Genomic DNA, 15,920 nt, shown 5'->3' on the forward strand with positions numbered 1-15,920 from the left:
GAACGCTGCGTCCGTGCGAGAGTGTGACCGTGAGCGAGTTCCGACCCGACGCGACGGGGCCGATGCCGTCCCCGACCCGCGCCACCCCCACCGCCGCCCGTCCGCTGTGGACGCCCACGGGCGCCCAGGGTGGCGGCAGCGGCCAGGACTGGGCGAGCCGGTCGCGGGACGCCGGTGACGGTGACGAGGGCACGGACGAGCCCGTCGTGGGCTCCCGGCGCCGGAACCGCGACACCGTCCGGCGCCGCCCCGGGACCGCGTGGTCCTGGCTGCGCGAGACGGCGATCATCCTGGTCAGCGCGCTGGTGCTGTCCCTGGTCGTCAAGACGTTCCTCGTGCAGGCGTTCTTCATCCCGTCGCAGTCGATGCAGGACACCCTGGTCGTCAACGACCGGATCCTGGTCAGCAAGCTGACGCCCGGCCCCTTCGACATCAAACGCGGGGACGTCGTGGTCTTCAAGGACCCCGGGGGGTGGCTCAACCCGCAGATCCAGGAGCCGCGCAGCCCCCTGGCGGAGGCGGTCACCGAGGGGCTCACGTTCGTCGGGCTGCTGCCGCAGGACGCCGGCGAGCACCTCGTCAAGCGGGTCATCGGCCTGCCGGGCGACCACGTGGCCTGCGCGGGGCCGGGCCAGCCCGTCACGGTCAACGGGGTCCCGATCGACGAGGAGTACCTCGCCCCGGGCTCCCAGCCGAGCGAGCGCGCGTTCGACGTCGTCGTGCCCCCCGACTCGCTGTGGGTCATGGGCGACAACCGGCAGCACTCGGCGGACTCGCGGTACAACACCGGCAGCCCGGGCGGCGGGTCGGTGCCCGTCGACAACGTCGTGGGGACCGCGTTCGTCACCGTGTGGCCGCTGGACCGCTTCACGCTCCTGCAGAACCCGTCCGCGACGTTCGCGGACGTCCCCGACGCGGGATGACGTCGGCGGCACCCGAGACCCCTGCGCGGACGCCGGTGCGGGTCGCGCGCCGCGCCGCGAGCCGTCCCACCCCGCACCTGCGGCACGAGCGGGCGCTGCTGCGCACGGGCCTGCGTCTCGTGGCCGGCATGGACGAGGTGGGCCGGGGGTCGCTCGCCGGCCCCGTGTCCGTCGGCGTCGTCGTGGTCGACCTCACCACCCGGTCGGCGCCGCGCGGCGTGGCCGACTCCAAGCTGCTCACGCCCGCGGCCCGGCGCGCGCTGCTGCCCGCGCTGGGCCGCTGGGGCGTCGCGCGCGCGGTGGGCCACGCCACGCCCGACGAGATCGACGAGCGGGGGATCGTGGCGGCCCTCCGCCTGGCGGGCACCCGGGCTCTCCGGTCGGTCGTCGACGTGGTCGGCCCCGTCGACGCCGTGGTGCTGGACGGCTCGCACGACTGGCTCACGCCCCCTGCTCCCGACCTGTTCGGCACCCAGGACGACCTGTTCGAGCCGCCGCGTGACCTGCCCGTGCCGGCCGTCCACCTCAAGGTGAAGGCCGATCGCTGCTGCGCGAGCGTCGCCGCCGCGAGCGTCCTGGCCAAGTGCGAGCGGGACGCCCTCATGGTGCGCCACGCCGCCGCCCACCCCGCCTACCGCTGGGACGAGAACAAGGGGTACGCGTCGCCCGAGCACCTGGCGGCGCTGCGGGAGCACGGCCCGAGCCCGCTGCACCGCCGGTCCTGGCGGCTGCCCGGCGTGCAGGAACCGCCCGTGGCGACGCGCGGGCCCGGGTGGGAGGTCGATGCCCTGCTCCCGGACCCGGGGCTCGCGCCGGGGTGGCGGGACGACGCCGTGCCCGCGTCCCCGCGCGGGTGGGCGTCCGACGCACCCGACGATGAGGGATGATGGTCCGGTGAGCGCCGAGGACCTGGAGAACTACGAGACCGACATGGAGCTCGCCCTGTACCGCGAGTACCGGGACGTGGTGGGCCTCTTCTCGTACGTCGTGGAGACGGAGCGACGGTTCTACCTCGCGAACCACGTCGACCTGCAGGTCCGGTCGGCCGCCGGCGAGGTCTACTTCGAGCTGTCGCTCGTCGACGCCTGGGTGTGGGACGTCTACCGCTCGGCCCGCTTCGTGAAGTCGGTGCGGGTGGTGACGTTCAAGGACGTCAACGTCGAGGAGCTGGCCAAGGCCGAGCTCGACCTCGGGTCCGGGGCGGGCTTCACCCGCTGACACGGGCGGTCCGGCGCCGCGCCCGCAGGGACGCCGGCGCGCCGCGACCGAGCCGACCACAGCCCCGGCGGCGGTCCGCGTCGCCCACGGATCGTCACCGGTCCTCACCGCTGACCGCCGCGCGCGCGGCAGGGTCGGTGCCGGAGGTGGTCGACGTGCGGGCGAAGGACGCGGTCGGGCGGTACGGGGAGGACGTGGCGACGGCGTTCGTCACGCAGGCGGGCTGGACGGTCCTGGCGCGCAACTGGCGGTGCGCCGAGGGTGAGCTGGACATCGTCGCGCTCGACGGTGACGCGGTCGTGGCGGTCGAGGTCAAGACCCGGCGCTCGGACGCCTACGGGCACCCCGCGGAGGCCGTCACGTACCGCAAGCTGGCGCGGCTGCGGCGCCTGACCGCGCGCTGGTTGCGGGAGCACGACGTGCGGGCGGGTTCCGTGCGGGTCGACGTCATCGCCGTGGTCCTGCCGCGCCGCGGCGCGGCCCAGGTCGAGCACCTGGTCGGGGTGGTCTGAGTGCTCGGACGCACCCGCGCCGTCGCGCTCGTGGGACTGGTCGGCCACCCCGTCGACGTCGAGTCCCACCTGGCGCCCTCGTTGCCGGGATTCACCCTCGTCGGCCTGCCCGACGCCTCGCTCGCCGAGGCGCGGGACCGGGTGCGCGCCGCCGTGACGTCCTCCGGGCTCGCGTGGCCGACGCGCCGGATCACGGTCAACCTCTCGCCGGCCACGCTGCCCAAGACCGGCTCGTCGTTCGACCTCGCCGTCGCCGTCGCCACGCTCGCCGGCGCGGGACTCGTGGACGCGGCGTCGGTCGCTGCCTGGGTGCACCTGGGCGAGCTGGGCCTGGACGGGCGGCTGCGGCCCGTGCGCGGTGTGCTGCCGTGCGTGGCGGCGGCCGTCGCGGCGGGTCATCCCCGGGTCGTCGTCCCACGCGGCAACGCAGTCGAGGCGTGCCTGGTGCCGGGCGCGCAGGTGCTGGCGGCGGACAGCCTCGCGCAGGTCGCCGCGCACCACGGCGCCGAGATCGAGGTGCCCGACGTCGAGCCCGTGCACGACGTGCGGACGGCGACCTCGCGCGGCACGGCACCCGACCTGGCGGACGTGCTCGGTCAGGAGGACGCGCGCCACGGCCTGGAGGTGGCCGCGGCGGGCGGGCACCACCTGCTCATGGTGGGACCGCCCGGCGCCGGCAAGACGATGCTCGCGGCCCGACTGCCCGGCCTGCTCCCCGACCTCTCCGAGCCCGACGCCGTGGAGGTCACCGCCGTGCACTCCGTGGCCGGCACGTTCGACCCCGCGCAGGGTCTCGTCCGCCGACCCCCGTTCGAGGACCCGCACCACACCGCGACGCCCGCGAGCATCGTCGGCGGCGGGTCGGGCACGCCACGGCCGGGGGCGGCCTCCCGCGCCCACCGGGGCGTCCTGTTCCTCGACGAGGCCCCGGAGTTCACCTCGGGGGTGCTGCAGACGCTCCGGCAGCCCCTCGAGCACGGCGAGCTGGTGCTGCACCGCGCCGGTGGCACCGCGCGGTACCCCGCCCGGTTCCAGCTGGTCCTGGCGGCCAACCCGTGCCCGTGCGGCAACGCGGTCGGCAAGGGGCTGACGTGCACCTGCCGCCCCGAGCAGCGCCGACGCTACTTCGGCAAGCTCTCGGGCCCGCTGCTCGACCGGGTGGACCTGCAGCTCGAGGTGCCGGCCGCTCGCCCGGCCGGTGCCGCGGGCGAGGCCACGGTGGCGGTCGCGGCACGGGTCGCGACGGCACGCCTCGCGCAGCTCGCACGGTGGCGGGGCACGGCGTGGCGCACCAACGCGGAGGTTCCCGGCCGGGAGCTGCAGGCGCGGCTACGCGCCGACCGGCGGCTCGTGGCCGACCTCGACCGTGCCGTGGACCGCGGCACGCTGAGCCTGCGCGGGGCGGACCGTGTCCTGCGGGTCGCGTGGACGCTCGCCGACCTCGAGGGCCGGGACGGCCCCCGGCGCACGGACGTGGCCCACGCCCTGGTGCTGCGGACGCGGGGGCACGGCGCGTGACGGGCGTCGGGGTGCCCGGGTGGCTCACCGCCCGGGTCCGGCAGGACGACGACCGGTCGTCCCGGGCGGTCTGGAGCGCGCTGGCCGAGCCGGGCGACGCGGTCGCGGGGGCACTGGTCGGTGCGTGCGGCGCGACGGCGGCGCTGGACTGGGTGGCCGGCGTGGTGAGCGGCGCGGTCCCGCAACCGCTTCCGCTCGTGCCGACGGACTCCCCGGACGCGGCGGCCCGCCGCCTGCGGGCGGCGGCGGAGCGCTGGGCGGCGCGCTGGCACGCCGTGGACCCGGACCGGGACCTGGCCGCGGCGGCGCGCTGCGGGGCACGGCTCGTCGTGCCGGGCGACCCGGCGTGGCCGTGCGGCCTCGACGACCTCGGTGCACTCGCCCCGTTCGCCCTGTGGGTGCGGGGAGCACCGCCCTCGGCACCCCGGTCGGTCGCGCTGGTCGGCGCGCGTGCGTGCACCACCTACGGCGAGCGGGTCGCCGTGGACCTCGCCGCCGGGCTGGCAGGGCGCGGCTGGGCCGTCGTCTCGGGCGGGGCGTACGGCGTCGACGCCGCCGCGCACCGAGGTGCGCTGCTCGTCGGCGGCCCGACCGTCGTGGCGCTGGCCGGGGGAGTGGACCGTGCGTACCCGGTCGGCAACGCGCGGCTGCTGGAGGAGGTCGTGGGCACGGGCGGGAGCCTGGTGAGCGAGGTGCCGCCCGGTGCCGCGCCCACCCGCAGCCGCTTCCTGCAGCGCAACCGGCTGATCGCGGCGATGTCGGCGGCCACGGTGGTGGTGGAGGCCGCGTGGCGGTCGGGCGCCGCCAGCACCGCGCACCACGCGGCGCGGCTGCTGCGACCCGTGGGGGCGGTGCCCGGACCGATCACCTCGGCCGCCTCGGCCGGGTGCCACCGGCTGCTGCGCGAGGGCGTCGCCGTGTGCGTGACGGACGTCGACGAGGTCGTGGACCTGGCGGGCGACGTGGGTGCCGACGTCGCGCCGGTGCACCACGAGGACGACACGCGCGCCGTCGACGGCCTGGACCCGCTCGCGCGTCGCGTGCACGACGGCCTGTCGCGACGGGTGCCGCACGACACGGCGCAGGTCGCCGCGCGCGCCGGGACGACCGTGGCGCAGGCGCGTGCGATGCTCGGGCTGCTCGAGCTCGAGGGCCTCGCACGCCGCCTCGGGTCGGGATGGGTCGTGGATGCCGCAGGTGAGTAGCGGATGGGTGAAAAAAACCGGCGTTCGTGGGAATCCTCGCCGCCGGATCGGACATTGACGGCCAATCCGAGCAGAAGTTCGCGGGCGGTCTGGGAACCATCCTTGTCGAACTGCGTGCGCCACGTCACCTTAGGGGCATGCACATGGCCGCGATCAGCACCGGAGCCGCTCAGCGCGAGCTCCTGCGCGCTGATTTCGCGACCCATCTGCGGGCCCAGCGCGGGGTTTCGGCCCACACCGTGCGGGCGTATCTCGGTGACGTGGACCATCTGCTGGACCACGCGGCACGTCATGGCGCGACCGATCTCGGCGACGTCGACATCGCGATCCTGCGGGGGTGGCTCGCCGCGATGGCGAACGCCGACCGCAGCCGCGCCACCCTCGCGCGGCGGGCTGCCGCGGCTCGGACCTTCTTCCGCTGGGCGGTCCACACCGGCCGCGTCGCCACCGACCCGACCCTGCGGCTCGGGACGGCGCGTGCCGCCGGCACCCTGCCCACCGTGCTCGCCGTCGAGCCGGTCACCCGCCTGCTCGACGCCGCACGGGACCGCGCCCTCGACGGCGACCCCGTGCACGTGCGGGACTGGGCGGCGGTCGAGCTGCTCTACGCGACCGGTGCCCGCGTCGGCGAGCTCTGCGGTGCGGACGTCGACGACCTCGACGCTGCCGAGCTGACGCTGCGCGTCGTGGGCAAGGGCGACAAGGAGCGCGTCGTCCCCTTCGGTCGGCCCGCGGCGCAGGCGGTCGACGCCTGGTTGCGCACGGGACGTCCGCGTCTGGCGCGCGACGGCTCACCGCCCGCGCTGCTCCTGGGCAGCCGCGGCGGCCGCATCGACCAGCGGCAGGTCCGCACGGTCGTGCACGACCTCGCCCGCGAGGTCGGGGTCGAGGACGTCGCGCCGCACGCGCTGCGCCACACCGCGGCCACCCACCTGCTCGAGGGCGGCTCCGACCTGCGGACGGTCCAGGAGATCCTCGGCCACGCCAGCCTGTCGACGACGCAGCGCTACACCCACGTCTCGGCGGAGCGCCTGCGCTCCGCCTTCCAGCTCGCCCATCCGCGGGCGTGATGCCGTGACGACCACCCGGGGCGCGGTGCCCTCCCTCCGCCCGACGACCAGCACCACCCGCAGAGAGACGGAGCCGACGATGACGGCCCTGCACGACGACCTCGCCGAGACGGGCGCCCCCGTCGCCCTGCGGGCGTACCGCCCGGGGACCGCCCCGGCCGGCGTGATCCCCCAGCAGCGTCCGGCCGTCGAGGGTGCTGCGCCCTCCGGGCCGCCGACGGACACGACTCCCGTCGCGCCCGTCGAGGTGTCCGCGGTCGACGCGGCGTGGACGCGGTTCACCGCGACGCACTGCCCGGAGGCGCGCGAGGAGCTGATCCTCCACTACGTCCCGCTCGTCACGGCCGTCGCCGGGCGCATCGGCATGCGCCTGCCCTCGACCGTCGAGCACGCCGACCTCGTCTCCTACGGCGTCTTCGGGCTGATCGACGCGATCGAGAAGTACCGGACCGACCGTGCCGTGCGGTTCGAGTCGTACGCCTCCTCGCGGATCCGTGGCGCCATCATCGACGAGCTGCGCGCGATGGACTGGGTGCCCCGGTCGGTGCGGACCAAGGCGCGCGCCGTCGACCGCGCGTACGGCGAGCTCGAGGCCCTGCTGCACCGCGCGCCCACCGAGGCCGAGGTCGCGCAGCGGCTCGAGCTGCCCGTGGGGGAGCTGCGCGCCGTGTACTCGCAGCTGGCGTCCGTCAACATCGCCGCGCTCGACGAGATGCTCGCCGGCAGCGACGACCGGCCCGGTGCGGCCACGCTGGCGGACACGCTGGGCGACCGCCGTGCGGACGACCCCGCGGGCTCCGTCGAGGCGCAGGAGACCAAGTACCTGCTCTCGCGGGCCATCGAGTGCCTCGGCGAGCGTGAGCGCCTCGTCGTGGTCCTCTACTACTATGAGAGCATGACGCTCGCGGAGATCGGGCGCGTGCTCGGGGTGACGGAGTCACGCATCTCGCAGATCCACACCGCGGCGATGGCCCGGCTGCGCACCCGCCTGCTGGACGCCGAGCGCGCCTGACCCCCCGTGGCGCTGCCGACCGCTCACCGCAGCGGGAGGAGCACCACCGGGCCGTGGCCCGGCAGCAGGTCCCAGGGGTCGACGTAGCGGTCACCGTCCCGGACGCCCCAGTGCAGCGCGGGCCCTCCCGGCGTGCCGCCGTGGGCGTCGCCCGCGAGCGTCCCCAGGGCCTGGCCCGCGTCGACACGGGCACCCTTCCCGACCTCCACCGCCAGGGGCTCGAGGCTGCTGCGCAGGCCGTCGTCGTGCAGGACCGTCACGACGCCACGGCCCGCGACGTCCCCCGCGAAGGTCACCGTGCCGGCGCGGGGGGCCCGGACCGTCGTCCCGGGTCCGGCCGCGACGTCGACGCCGCGGTGACCGGCCATCCACGGCTGCGGCGGCGGGTCGAAGGCGCGCACCAGCCGCGGTACGCCGTCCACCGGCGCCCGGTACCCGCCCACCTCCGCCTCCTCGGGATCCGCACGCGCCGGGACCGCGCTCACCCGGACGGCGGTGGGCGCGACGACGCCGCCCGTCAGGACGGGCGACCCGCGGTCGGCCCGCGCGGCGCTGACGGGCGCCGTCGCGCGGGCACCCGCGACGCGAGCAGCCGGCGCATCGGCGAGGGGACGCCCGCCGGGCGCCGTCGCGACAGGGCCCGCGCCCGCGGAGAGTGCGACCACGGACCGGTCGACCGCGGGCAGGGCCACCACGACGAGGGCGCCCGCGACGAGGGCGAGCACGGACAGGGCGACGACGGACAGGGCGCGGCCGGGCAAGGCGACGGGACCGTGACGCAGGGCGGTCGCGGGCGGGCGGCAGGCTGAGGGCACCGGCCCAGGATGGGCGGCCGCCCGGCCCCGCCGCCCCCGGCGGTGCCGCGGCTGGGGACGAGGGTCCACGGCGCGGGAACGTGGTCGGCTCGGCGCGTGGGGGCAGGCGCGGCCGGTGCGTCGGGGAGGCCTCCGTCGGTGGGATAGACTTCTGCCACGACCGGCGTGTGCCGGTCGAATTCGCGTGCCACGACCTCGGTCGTCCACCTCCACGCCCGACGCCCGTCGAACCGCCCTGTGCGGGACCGGCGGCCGGACGGCGGGGACAGGACGGCAGGGTCTCGTCCGCAGCGGTCCGGGCCTCGTGCCCGGCGCGGACGGGGTGTGGCACCAGGGGCACGGCCGCCGGCCGTGCCGACAACCGAGATCGCGGGCCCGGGGGGTCCGCACACATGCGCGTGCACCTCGCGGTGCATGCCGGAAGGACGTGCCATGGCCGTCGTGACCATGCGCCAGCTGCTCGAGAGCGGTGTCCACTTCGGGCACCAGACCCGCCGCTGGAACCCCAAGATGAAGCGCTTCATCTTCACCGAGCGCAACGGCATCTACATCGTCGACCTGCAGCAGTCGCTGTCCTACATCGACCGCGCGTACGAGTTCGTCTCCCAGACGGTCGCGCACGGCGGCTCGATCCTCTTCGTGGGGACGAAGAAGCAGGCGCAGGAGCCCGTCGCCGAGCAGGCCGCCCGTGTCGGCATGCCCTACGTCAACCAGCGCTGGCTCGGTGGCATGCTCACCAACTTCACCACGGTGCACAAGCGCCTGCAGCGCCTCAAGGAGCTCGAGCAGATCGACTTCGACGACGTCGCGGCCTCGGGCCTGACGAAGAAGGAGCTGCTCGTCCTCCGTCGCGAGAAGGACAAGCTCACCAAGACGCTCGGCGGCATCCGTGACATGGCCAAGGTCCCCTCGGCCGTGTGGATCGTCGACACGAACAAGGAGCACCTCGCGGTCGACGAGGCGCGCAAGCTGGGCATCCCGGTCGTCGCGATCCTCGACACCAACTGCGACCCCGACGTCGTCGACTACCCGATCCCGGGCAACGACGACGCCATCCGCGCCGTCCAGCTGCTGACCCGCGTGATCGCCGACGCGGTCGCCGACGGCACGCTCAAGCGGCACTCCGGTGGCGCCGCGGCCAGCCAGGCGGGCGAGCCCGCCGCCGAGCCGCTCGCCGAGTGGGAGCGGGAGCTCCTGGCGGGTGCCGAGGCCGGCCTGCAGGACCCGGCGCTGGCGCCGGCTGCGGTCGACGCCGCCGCCGCGCAGGCGGGCGACCCGCAGGCCGCCCCGGGTGAGGCGACGCCGGACGAGTCGGCCGTCGCTCCCGGTCAGGACGCCGCGCCCGCCGTCGAGGCCGCTGCCGCGGCCGAGGCGCGCGAGGAGGCCACGGTCGAGGGCACCGAGCCCGCCGCCGAGGGCACCGAGCAGGCCTGACGCCAGCGCCCCCGGGCGCCCGGTACGACCCCACGGGTGCGGCGCGGACCACCGCGCCGCACCCGGCATGCCGAGGACGTCGGCATGACGAGAACTCGAGGACGGACGGAACTGATGGCGAACTACTCGCTGGCAGACATCAAGGCCCTGCGCGAGCGCACCGGTGCGGGCATGCTCGACGTGAAGAAGGCCCTCGAGGAGGCCGACGGCGACGCCGACAAGGCCCTCGAGATCATCCGCGTGAAGGGCCTCAAGGGCGTCGGCAAGCGCGAGGGCCGCGCCGCCTCCGACGGCCTTGTCGCCGCGCACGTCGGCCCGACGGCCGACGGCGAGGGCCAGGTGGGCGTGCTCGTCGAGGTCAACTCCGAGACGGACTTCGTCGCCAAGAACCAGACCTTCATCTCGCTGGCCGACCGCGTGCTCGCCGCCGCGGTCGCCTCGGGTGCCGGTGACGCGGACGCGCTGCTCGCGGCCGAGTCCGACGGCACGCCCGTGCAGACGGTCGTCGACGAGACGGCCGCCACGCTCGGCGAGAAGATCGTCGTGCGGCGCGTCGCGCGTCTCGCCGGCGAGCACGTCGAGGTCTACCTCCACAAGGTCAACAAGGACCTGCCCCCGCAGGTCGGCGTCCTCGTGGCCACGGACGCGGCCGGTGCCGCGGTCGCGCGCGACATCGCGACCCACGTCGCGGCGTTCTCGCCGACGTACCTGACGCGTGACGAGGTCCCCGCGGACGTCGTGGAGAACGAGCGCCGCATCGCCGAGGAGACGGCGCGCAACGAGGGCAAGCCCGAGGGTGCGCTCCCGAAGATCGTCGAGGGTCGCCTCAACGGGTTCTTCAAGGAGTCCGTCCTGGTGGACCAGGCGTTCGCCAAGGACAACAAGAAGTCGGTCGGCCAGGTCCTCGCGGAGGCCGGCGGCACGGTGACGGGCTTCGTCCGCTACCGCGTGGGCGCCTGAGCGACACGATGACGACGGTGGCCCCGGCCCGCGTGGGCCGGGGCCACCGCCGCACCGGGTGCCCGCGGTCCGCCGGGCGACCCGCACCGACCCAGCGGGCACGCGCCACGCGGCGCACGAGCGAGGTGGAGGACACGTGAGCCAGCAGCCGTCGTCGCAGGAGCAGCACCGGAACGGGTCCGGGGACGCACGCCGCGTCCTGCTCAAGCTCTCGGGTGAGAGCTTCGGTGGTGGCTCCATCGGCCTGGCCGTGCCCGTCGTGCGCCGGATCGCCGGCGAGATCGCCGCCGCCGTGCGCAGCGGCGTGCAGGTCGCGATCGTCGTGGGCGGGGGCAACTTCTTCCGCGGCGCCGAGCTGCAGGTCAGCGGGATGGACCGGGCGCGTGCCGACTACATGGGCATGCTCGGCACCGTGATGAACTGCCTCGCCCTGCAGGACTTCCTCGAGCAGGCGGGCGTGAGCACCCGCGTGCAGACCGCCATCACGATGGGCCAGGTCGCCGAGCCGTACATCCCGCTGCGCGCGATCCGGCACCTCGAGAAGGGGCGCGTCGTGATCTTCGGCGCCGGCGCGGGGATGCCCTACTTCTCCACCGACACCGTGGCGGTGCAGCGCGCGCTCGAGACGCACTGCCAGGAGGTCCTCATGGGCAAGAACGGTGTCGACGGCGTCTACACGGCGGACCCCCGGCGAGACCCCGACGCGCGCAAGCTGGACCACCTGACCTACACCGAGGCCATCGTGGGCGAGCTCGGTGTCATGGACACGTCGGCGCTCAGCCTCTGCCGTGACAACGACGTGCCCATGCGGGTCTTCGGCCTCGAGGCCGAGGGCAACGTCACGCGCGCCCTCGAGGGTGAGAAGATCGGGACGCTCATCACTGCGAGCTGAGCACGACGACGGCGCCGCGCGGCGCCTGCAGGCCCAGGTCCGCACGACACAGACGAAGGAGCACCGGTGATCGACGACACACTCCTCGAGGCCGAGGAGAAGATGGACAAGGCCGTGGAGGTCGCGAAGGAGGACTTCGCCGCCATCCGCACCGGTCGGGCGAACGCCGCGATGTTCGCGAAGGTGTTCGTCGACTACTACGGCTCGCCGACGCCGCTGCAGCAGCTCGCGTCGTTCAACGTCGTCGAGGCGCGCACCATCCTCGTCTCGCCGTTCGACAAGTCGTCGATGACGGCGATCGAGAAGGCGCTGCGCGACTCCGACCTCGGCGTGAACCCGACGAACGACGGCAACGTCGTGCGTGTGGTGCTGCCCGCGCTGACGGCCGAGCGTCGCAAGGACTTCGTCAAGCTCGCCAAGTCCAAGGCCGAGGACGCGCGCATCTCGGTGCGGTCGATCCGTCGTCGTGCCAAGGAGGAGCTCGACCGCATCGCGAAGGACGGCGAGGCGGGCGAGGACGAGGTGGGGCGTGCCGAGAAGGAGCTCGAGGCGCTGACCAAGAAGCACGTCGAGCTCGTCGACCAGCTGCTCGCCTCCAAGGAGAGCGAGCTGCTCGAGGTCTGATGACGCAGCTCGCCGCTCCTCGCACCACCCGCGCCGGTCGGAACCTCCCGGCGGCGGTGACGGTCGCCGTGGTCCTGCTCGGCGCCGTCGGGGCCTCCCTGTTCATCCGCAAGGACGCGTTCGCGGTCTTCGCCGTGCTCGCCGTGTCCGCCGCGATGTGGGAGCTGGCACAGGCGTTCGCGCGGCGCTCGATCCACCTGCCGCTGGTCCCGCTGATCGTCGGCGCCGCCGGCATCCTCGTCTCGGCGTACGTCGCCGGACCGGAGGCCCTGTTCGTGGCCTTCCTGCTGACCGTCGGCGGTGCCGTGGTCTGGCGCGTCCTCGACGGCAGCGGGGAGGCGGCCCTGCGGGACGCGTCCGCTGCGACGTTCGCCGCCGCGTACCTGCCGTTCCTCGGCGGGTTCGTCATGCTCATGCTCGCCGAGCCCGACGGGCCGGCGCGGGTCGCGCTGTTCATCCTGCTGGCCGTCGCGTGCGACACCGGCGGCTACGTGGTCGGCACGCTCCTGGGCCGCCACCCGCTGGCACCCTCCGTCAGCCCCAAGAAGTCGTGGGAGGGCCTGTTCGGCTCGCTCGTCCTGACGAGCGTCGTGGGTGTCGTCGGCATCCAGACCGTGTTCCACGGCGAGCCGCTGGTCGGCGCGATCCTGGGCGTCGGGGTCGTCGTGAGCGCGACGCTCGGCGACCTGGCCGAGTCGATGATCAAGCGCGACCTCGAGCTCAAGGACATGGGCCGGCTGCTGCCGGGCCACGGCGGCGTGCTCGACCGGCTCGACTCCCTCCTGCTCACCGCCCCGACCGTGTGGGTGCTGCTCACGTACCTGCAGCCCCCGGCCGGGTGACCGCACCGCCCACCCCTGGAAGGAGGCGCCGACCGTGAACGCCACCCCCGTGCGCCTGCAGCTCACCGCCCCGACCCGGGGCGCGCGCGGCAAGCCCCCGCGCCACTTCGTCGACCTCACGCCCGAGGAGCGGGTCGCCGCCGTCACCACGCTCGGTGAGAAGCCGTTCCGCGCCAAGCAGCTCGCGACGCACTACTTCACGCACCTGACGGCCGACGCCGACGCGATGACGGACCTGCCGAAGGCGTCCCGCGACGCGCTCGTCGAGGACCTGTTCCCGCAGCTGCTCACCACCAGCCGCACCCTGACCGCCGACCACGGCACGACCGTGAAGACGCTGTACCACCTGTTCGACGGCGCCAAGGTCGAGTCGGTGCTCATGCGGTACGCCAGCCGCACGACGCTGTGCGTGTCGTCGCAGGCCGGGTGCGGCCTGGCGTGCTCGTTCTGCGCGACCGGGAAGATGGGCCTGCTGCGCAACCTGTCGACCGCGGAGATCGTCGAGCAGGTGCGCGAGGCCGCCCGCGCGCTGGCTGCCGGTGAGGTGGCCGGCGGTGCCACCCGGCTGAGCAACGTGGTCTTCATGGGCATGGGCGAGCCGCTGGCGAACTACAAGGCGGTCATGGCGACCGTGCGCACGCTGGTCGCGCCCGCGCCGGACGGCCTGGGCATGTCGGCACGCAACGTGACGGTCTCCACGGTGGGACTGGTGCCCGCCATGGACCGGCTCGCCGGCGAGGGGATCCCCGTGACGCTTGCGCTGTCGCTGCACGCCCCGGACGACGAGCTGCGCAGCGAGCTGGTGCCGGTCAACACCCGGTGGAGCGTGGACGAGGCGCTGGACTCCGCCCGGCGGTACTTCGACGTCACGGGGCGGCGCGTCTCGATCGAGTACGCCCTGATCCGCGACGTCAACGACCACGCGTGGCGGGCCGACCTGCTGGGCGAGAAGCTGCTCGCCCGCGGCGGGTCCGGCTGGGTCCACTGCAACCCCATCCCGCTCAACCCGACACCCGGTTCGCGCTGGACGGCGAGCGATCCCGAGGTCGAGCGCGAGTTCGTGGCACGCTTGCGGGCGCACGGGATCCCCACGACCATCCGGGACACCCGCGGCAGCGACATCGACGGTGCGTGCGGCCAGCTCGCCGCGGAGGAGGACGAGTGAGCGACGGGATGTTCCGCACCGTCTCCGGCCTGCGTCGGGGCTACGACCCGGACGAGGTCGACGAGTTCTTCTCGCACGCGCGCTCGGTGTACGAGCAGGGCCCCCCGACGGCGCTGTCCGGCGCGGACGTCCGCGACGTCGCCTTCGACCTCGTGCGAGGCGGGTACGTGACCGCGGCCGTGGACGCGGCGCTCGACCGTCTCGAGGCGGCGTTCGTGGCGCGGCACCGCGCGCAGTTCGTCGCCGAGCGGGGCCAGGAGGCCTGGATGGCGCACCTCGGCGCGCAGGCCCGCACCCTGTACGGGCGGCTCGGTCGCCCGGACGGCGACCGCTTCGCGCCGCCCGAGGGCCGCAAGCCGGGCTACGAGCCGGCGGACGTCGACGAGCTGTGCCACCGACTGGTCGCCTACTTCGACACCGGGGCGCCGCTCACGGCCGCCGAGGTGCGCGCGACGACGTTCCGGCGCCGCAACGGGCGCAACGGCTACGCGGAGGGGCCCGTCGACGCGTTCGTGGCGCGTGCGGTCGAGGTCCTTCTCGGCGTCGAGTGAGCGCGCACGCCGACGGCGCTGCGCGCCGGTCCGTCGTCGTCCTGGGCTCCACGGGGTCCATCGGGACGCAGGCCCTGGACATCGTGGCGGCCAACCCGGACCGGTTCACGGTCACCGGCCTGTCCGCCGGGGGCGCACAGGTCGCGCGGCTGATCGCCCAGGCGCGCCGGTTCGGCGTGCCGACCGTGGCGGTGGCCGACCCCGCCGCCGCCGCCGCCGTGCGGGACGCGCTGCCCGGGACGCGGGTGCTCGCGGGACCCGACGCCGCCGCCGAGCTGGCCGGGTCCGGGGCGGACGTCGTGCTCAACGGCATCACCGGGTCGGTCGGTCTGCTGCCCACGCTCGCGGCGCTGCGGGCCGGGAGCACGCTCGCGCTGGCGAACAAGGAGTCGCTGGTCGTGGGGGGCGCGCTCGTGCACGCGGCGGCTGTCCGGCCCGACCAGATCGTGCCGGTCGACTCCGAGCACTCGGCGATCGCCCAGGCGCTGCGCTCCGGGAGCCGGGCCGAGGTGGCGCGGCTGGTGCTCACCGCGTCGGGCGGGCCGTTCCGCGGCTGGACGGCCGAGCAGGTCGCGGCCGCCACGCCGCAGCAGGCGCTCGCCCACCCCACGTGGTCGATGGGCCCGGTCGTCACCGTGAACTCGGCGAGCCTCATGAACAAGGGCCTGGAGCTGATCGAGGCGCACCTGCTCTTCGACGTGCCGGTCGCGGACATCGCGGTGGTGGTGCACCCGCAGTCGGTCGTGCACTCCATGGTCGAGTTCGTCGACGGGTCGACGATCGCGCAGGCCTCGCCGCCCGACATGCGCCTGCCCATCGCGCTGGGGCTGGCGTGGCCCGACCGGGTGGCGGGCGCCGCGCGCGCCTGCGACTGGTCCACCGCGACGTCGTGGACGTTCGAGCCGCTGGACGAGACCGTGTTCCCGGCGGTCGGGCTCGCACGCGCCGCCGTCGCCGCCTCGGCGACGCACCCGGCGGTGTACAACGCGGCGAACGAGGAGGCGGTCGGGGCGTTCCTGGCCGGTGACATCGGCTTCGGCCAGGTGGTCGCCACCGTGGAGCGTGTGCTGGGCGAGCACGTCGGCACCCCGGCCACGGAGCTCACCCTCGGGGCGGTCCTCGACGCCGAGCGCTGGGCCCGCACGCGCGCGCACGAGGTGCTGGCAGCGGGCTGACCTG

Annotated in this window: 17 protein-coding genes; 16 read left to right on the forward strand and 1 reads right to left on the reverse strand. The window is 75.0% G+C overall.

From position 1 onward, the window contains the following. Positions 1–29 precede the first annotated feature (29 nt). The 8 genes from lepB to BMZ16_RS14795 all read left to right on the forward strand — a co-directional run bounded on the left by lepB (position 30) and on the right by BMZ16_RS14795 (position 7,458). A complete protein-coding gene (lepB, locus tag BMZ16_RS14760) occupies positions 30–923 on the forward strand; it encodes a signal peptidase I (protein ID WP_255366706.1) in 894 nt (297 codons plus the stop codon). Next, positions 920–1,810 carry a ribonuclease HII gene (locus BMZ16_RS14765; protein ID WP_089801770.1) on the forward strand — a complete coding sequence of 297 codons (891 nt, stop codon included), beginning with the start codon at positions 920–922 and terminating at the stop codon, positions 1,808–1,810. Before lepB ends, BMZ16_RS14765 begins: the two co-directional genes overlap by 4 nt. Before the next feature lie 7 nt (positions 1,811–1,817). After that, positions 1,818–2,141, forward strand: a complete 324-nt coding sequence (locus tag BMZ16_RS14770) for a DUF2469 domain-containing protein (protein WP_089801771.1) — start codon at positions 1,818–1,820, stop codon at positions 2,139–2,141. Positions 2,142–2,296: 155 nt separating this feature from the next. Further along, a complete protein-coding gene (locus tag BMZ16_RS14775) occupies positions 2,297–2,653 on the forward strand; it encodes a YraN family protein (protein ID WP_089802157.1) in 357 nt (118 codons plus the stop codon). Further along, positions 2,654–4,171 carry a YifB family Mg chelatase-like AAA ATPase gene (locus BMZ16_RS14780; RefSeq protein WP_089801773.1) on the forward strand — a complete coding sequence of 506 codons (1,518 nt, stop codon included), beginning with the start codon at positions 2,654–2,656 and terminating at the stop codon, positions 4,169–4,171. It abuts the gene before it with no gap. After that, positions 4,168–5,376: a DNA-processing protein DprA gene (gene dprA / locus BMZ16_RS14785; RefSeq protein WP_255366708.1), complete on the forward strand. Its 1,209-nt coding sequence runs from the start codon at positions 4,168–4,170 to the stop codon at positions 5,374–5,376. Before BMZ16_RS14780 ends, dprA begins: the two co-directional genes overlap by 4 nt. Before the next feature lie 143 nt (positions 5,377–5,519). Further along, positions 5,520–6,446: a tyrosine recombinase XerC gene (locus BMZ16_RS14790; protein WP_089802161.1), complete on the forward strand. Its 927-nt coding sequence runs from the start codon at positions 5,520–5,522 to the stop codon at positions 6,444–6,446. Positions 6,447–6,612: 166 nt separating this feature from the next. Next, a complete protein-coding gene (locus BMZ16_RS14795) occupies positions 6,613–7,458 on the forward strand; it encodes a FliA/WhiG family RNA polymerase sigma factor (protein ID WP_369822644.1) in 846 nt (281 codons plus the stop codon). Between the two features lie 23 nt (positions 7,459–7,481). Here the strand turns inward: BMZ16_RS14795 and BMZ16_RS19835 are convergent, their stop codons facing one another. Continuing rightward, on the reverse strand, positions 7,482–8,219 hold the full coding sequence (locus BMZ16_RS19835; protein WP_255366712.1) for a peptidoglycan DD-metalloendopeptidase family protein: 738 nt from the start codon (positions 8,217–8,219) through the stop codon (positions 7,482–7,484). A 486-nt stretch (positions 8,220–8,705) separates the two neighbouring features. Here BMZ16_RS19835 and rpsB point away from each other — a divergent pair, with 486 nt between their 5' ends. From rpsB to dxr, 8 genes are all read left to right on the forward strand, one after another. Beyond that, positions 8,706–9,707, forward strand: a complete 1,002-nt coding sequence (gene rpsB, locus BMZ16_RS14805) for a 30S ribosomal protein S2 (RefSeq protein ID WP_089801777.1) — start codon at positions 8,706–8,708, stop codon at positions 9,705–9,707. A 114-nt stretch (positions 9,708–9,821) separates the two neighbouring features. Next, positions 9,822–10,667: a translation elongation factor Ts gene (tsf, locus tag BMZ16_RS14810; protein WP_089801779.1), complete on the forward strand. Its 846-nt coding sequence runs from the start codon at positions 9,822–9,824 to the stop codon at positions 10,665–10,667. A 136-nt stretch (positions 10,668–10,803) separates the two neighbouring features. Further along, positions 10,804–11,559: a UMP kinase gene (pyrH, locus tag BMZ16_RS14815; protein WP_089801782.1), complete on the forward strand. Its 756-nt coding sequence runs from the start codon at positions 10,804–10,806 to the stop codon at positions 11,557–11,559. A 66-nt stretch (positions 11,560–11,625) separates the two neighbouring features. After that, entirely contained in the window at positions 11,626–12,183 is a 558-nt protein-coding gene (gene frr / locus BMZ16_RS14820; RefSeq protein WP_089801784.1) for a ribosome recycling factor, read from the forward strand. After that, the gene (locus BMZ16_RS14825) at positions 12,183–13,025 is read left to right on the forward strand and encodes a phosphatidate cytidylyltransferase (RefSeq protein ID WP_089801786.1); all 843 of its coding nucleotides are present in this window, start codon (positions 12,183–12,185) and stop codon (positions 13,023–13,025) included. Before frr ends, BMZ16_RS14825 begins: the two co-directional genes overlap by 1 nt. A 34-nt stretch (positions 13,026–13,059) precedes the next feature. Next, positions 13,060–14,190, forward strand: coding sequence for a dual-specificity RNA methyltransferase RlmN (gene rlmN / locus BMZ16_RS14830; protein WP_089801788.1), 1,131 nt, complete (start codon positions 13,060–13,062; stop codon positions 14,188–14,190). Next, the gene (locus tag BMZ16_RS14835; protein WP_089801790.1) at positions 14,187–14,741 is read left to right on the forward strand and encodes a DivIVA domain-containing protein; all 555 of its coding nucleotides are present in this window, start codon (positions 14,187–14,189) and stop codon (positions 14,739–14,741) included. The genes rlmN and BMZ16_RS14835 overlap by 4 nt, the downstream gene beginning before the upstream one ends. Then, the gene (dxr, locus tag BMZ16_RS14840; protein ID WP_089801792.1) at positions 14,738–15,916 is read left to right on the forward strand and encodes a 1-deoxy-D-xylulose-5-phosphate reductoisomerase; all 1,179 of its coding nucleotides are present in this window, start codon (positions 14,738–14,740) and stop codon (positions 15,914–15,916) included. The genes BMZ16_RS14835 and dxr overlap by 4 nt, the downstream gene beginning before the upstream one ends. Positions 15,917–15,920 lie beyond the last annotated feature (4 nt).

This window comes from Cellulomonas sp. KH9, assembly GCF_900114185.1.
Lineage (GTDB): Bacteria > Actinomycetota > Actinomycetes > Actinomycetales > Cellulomonadaceae > Cellulomonas.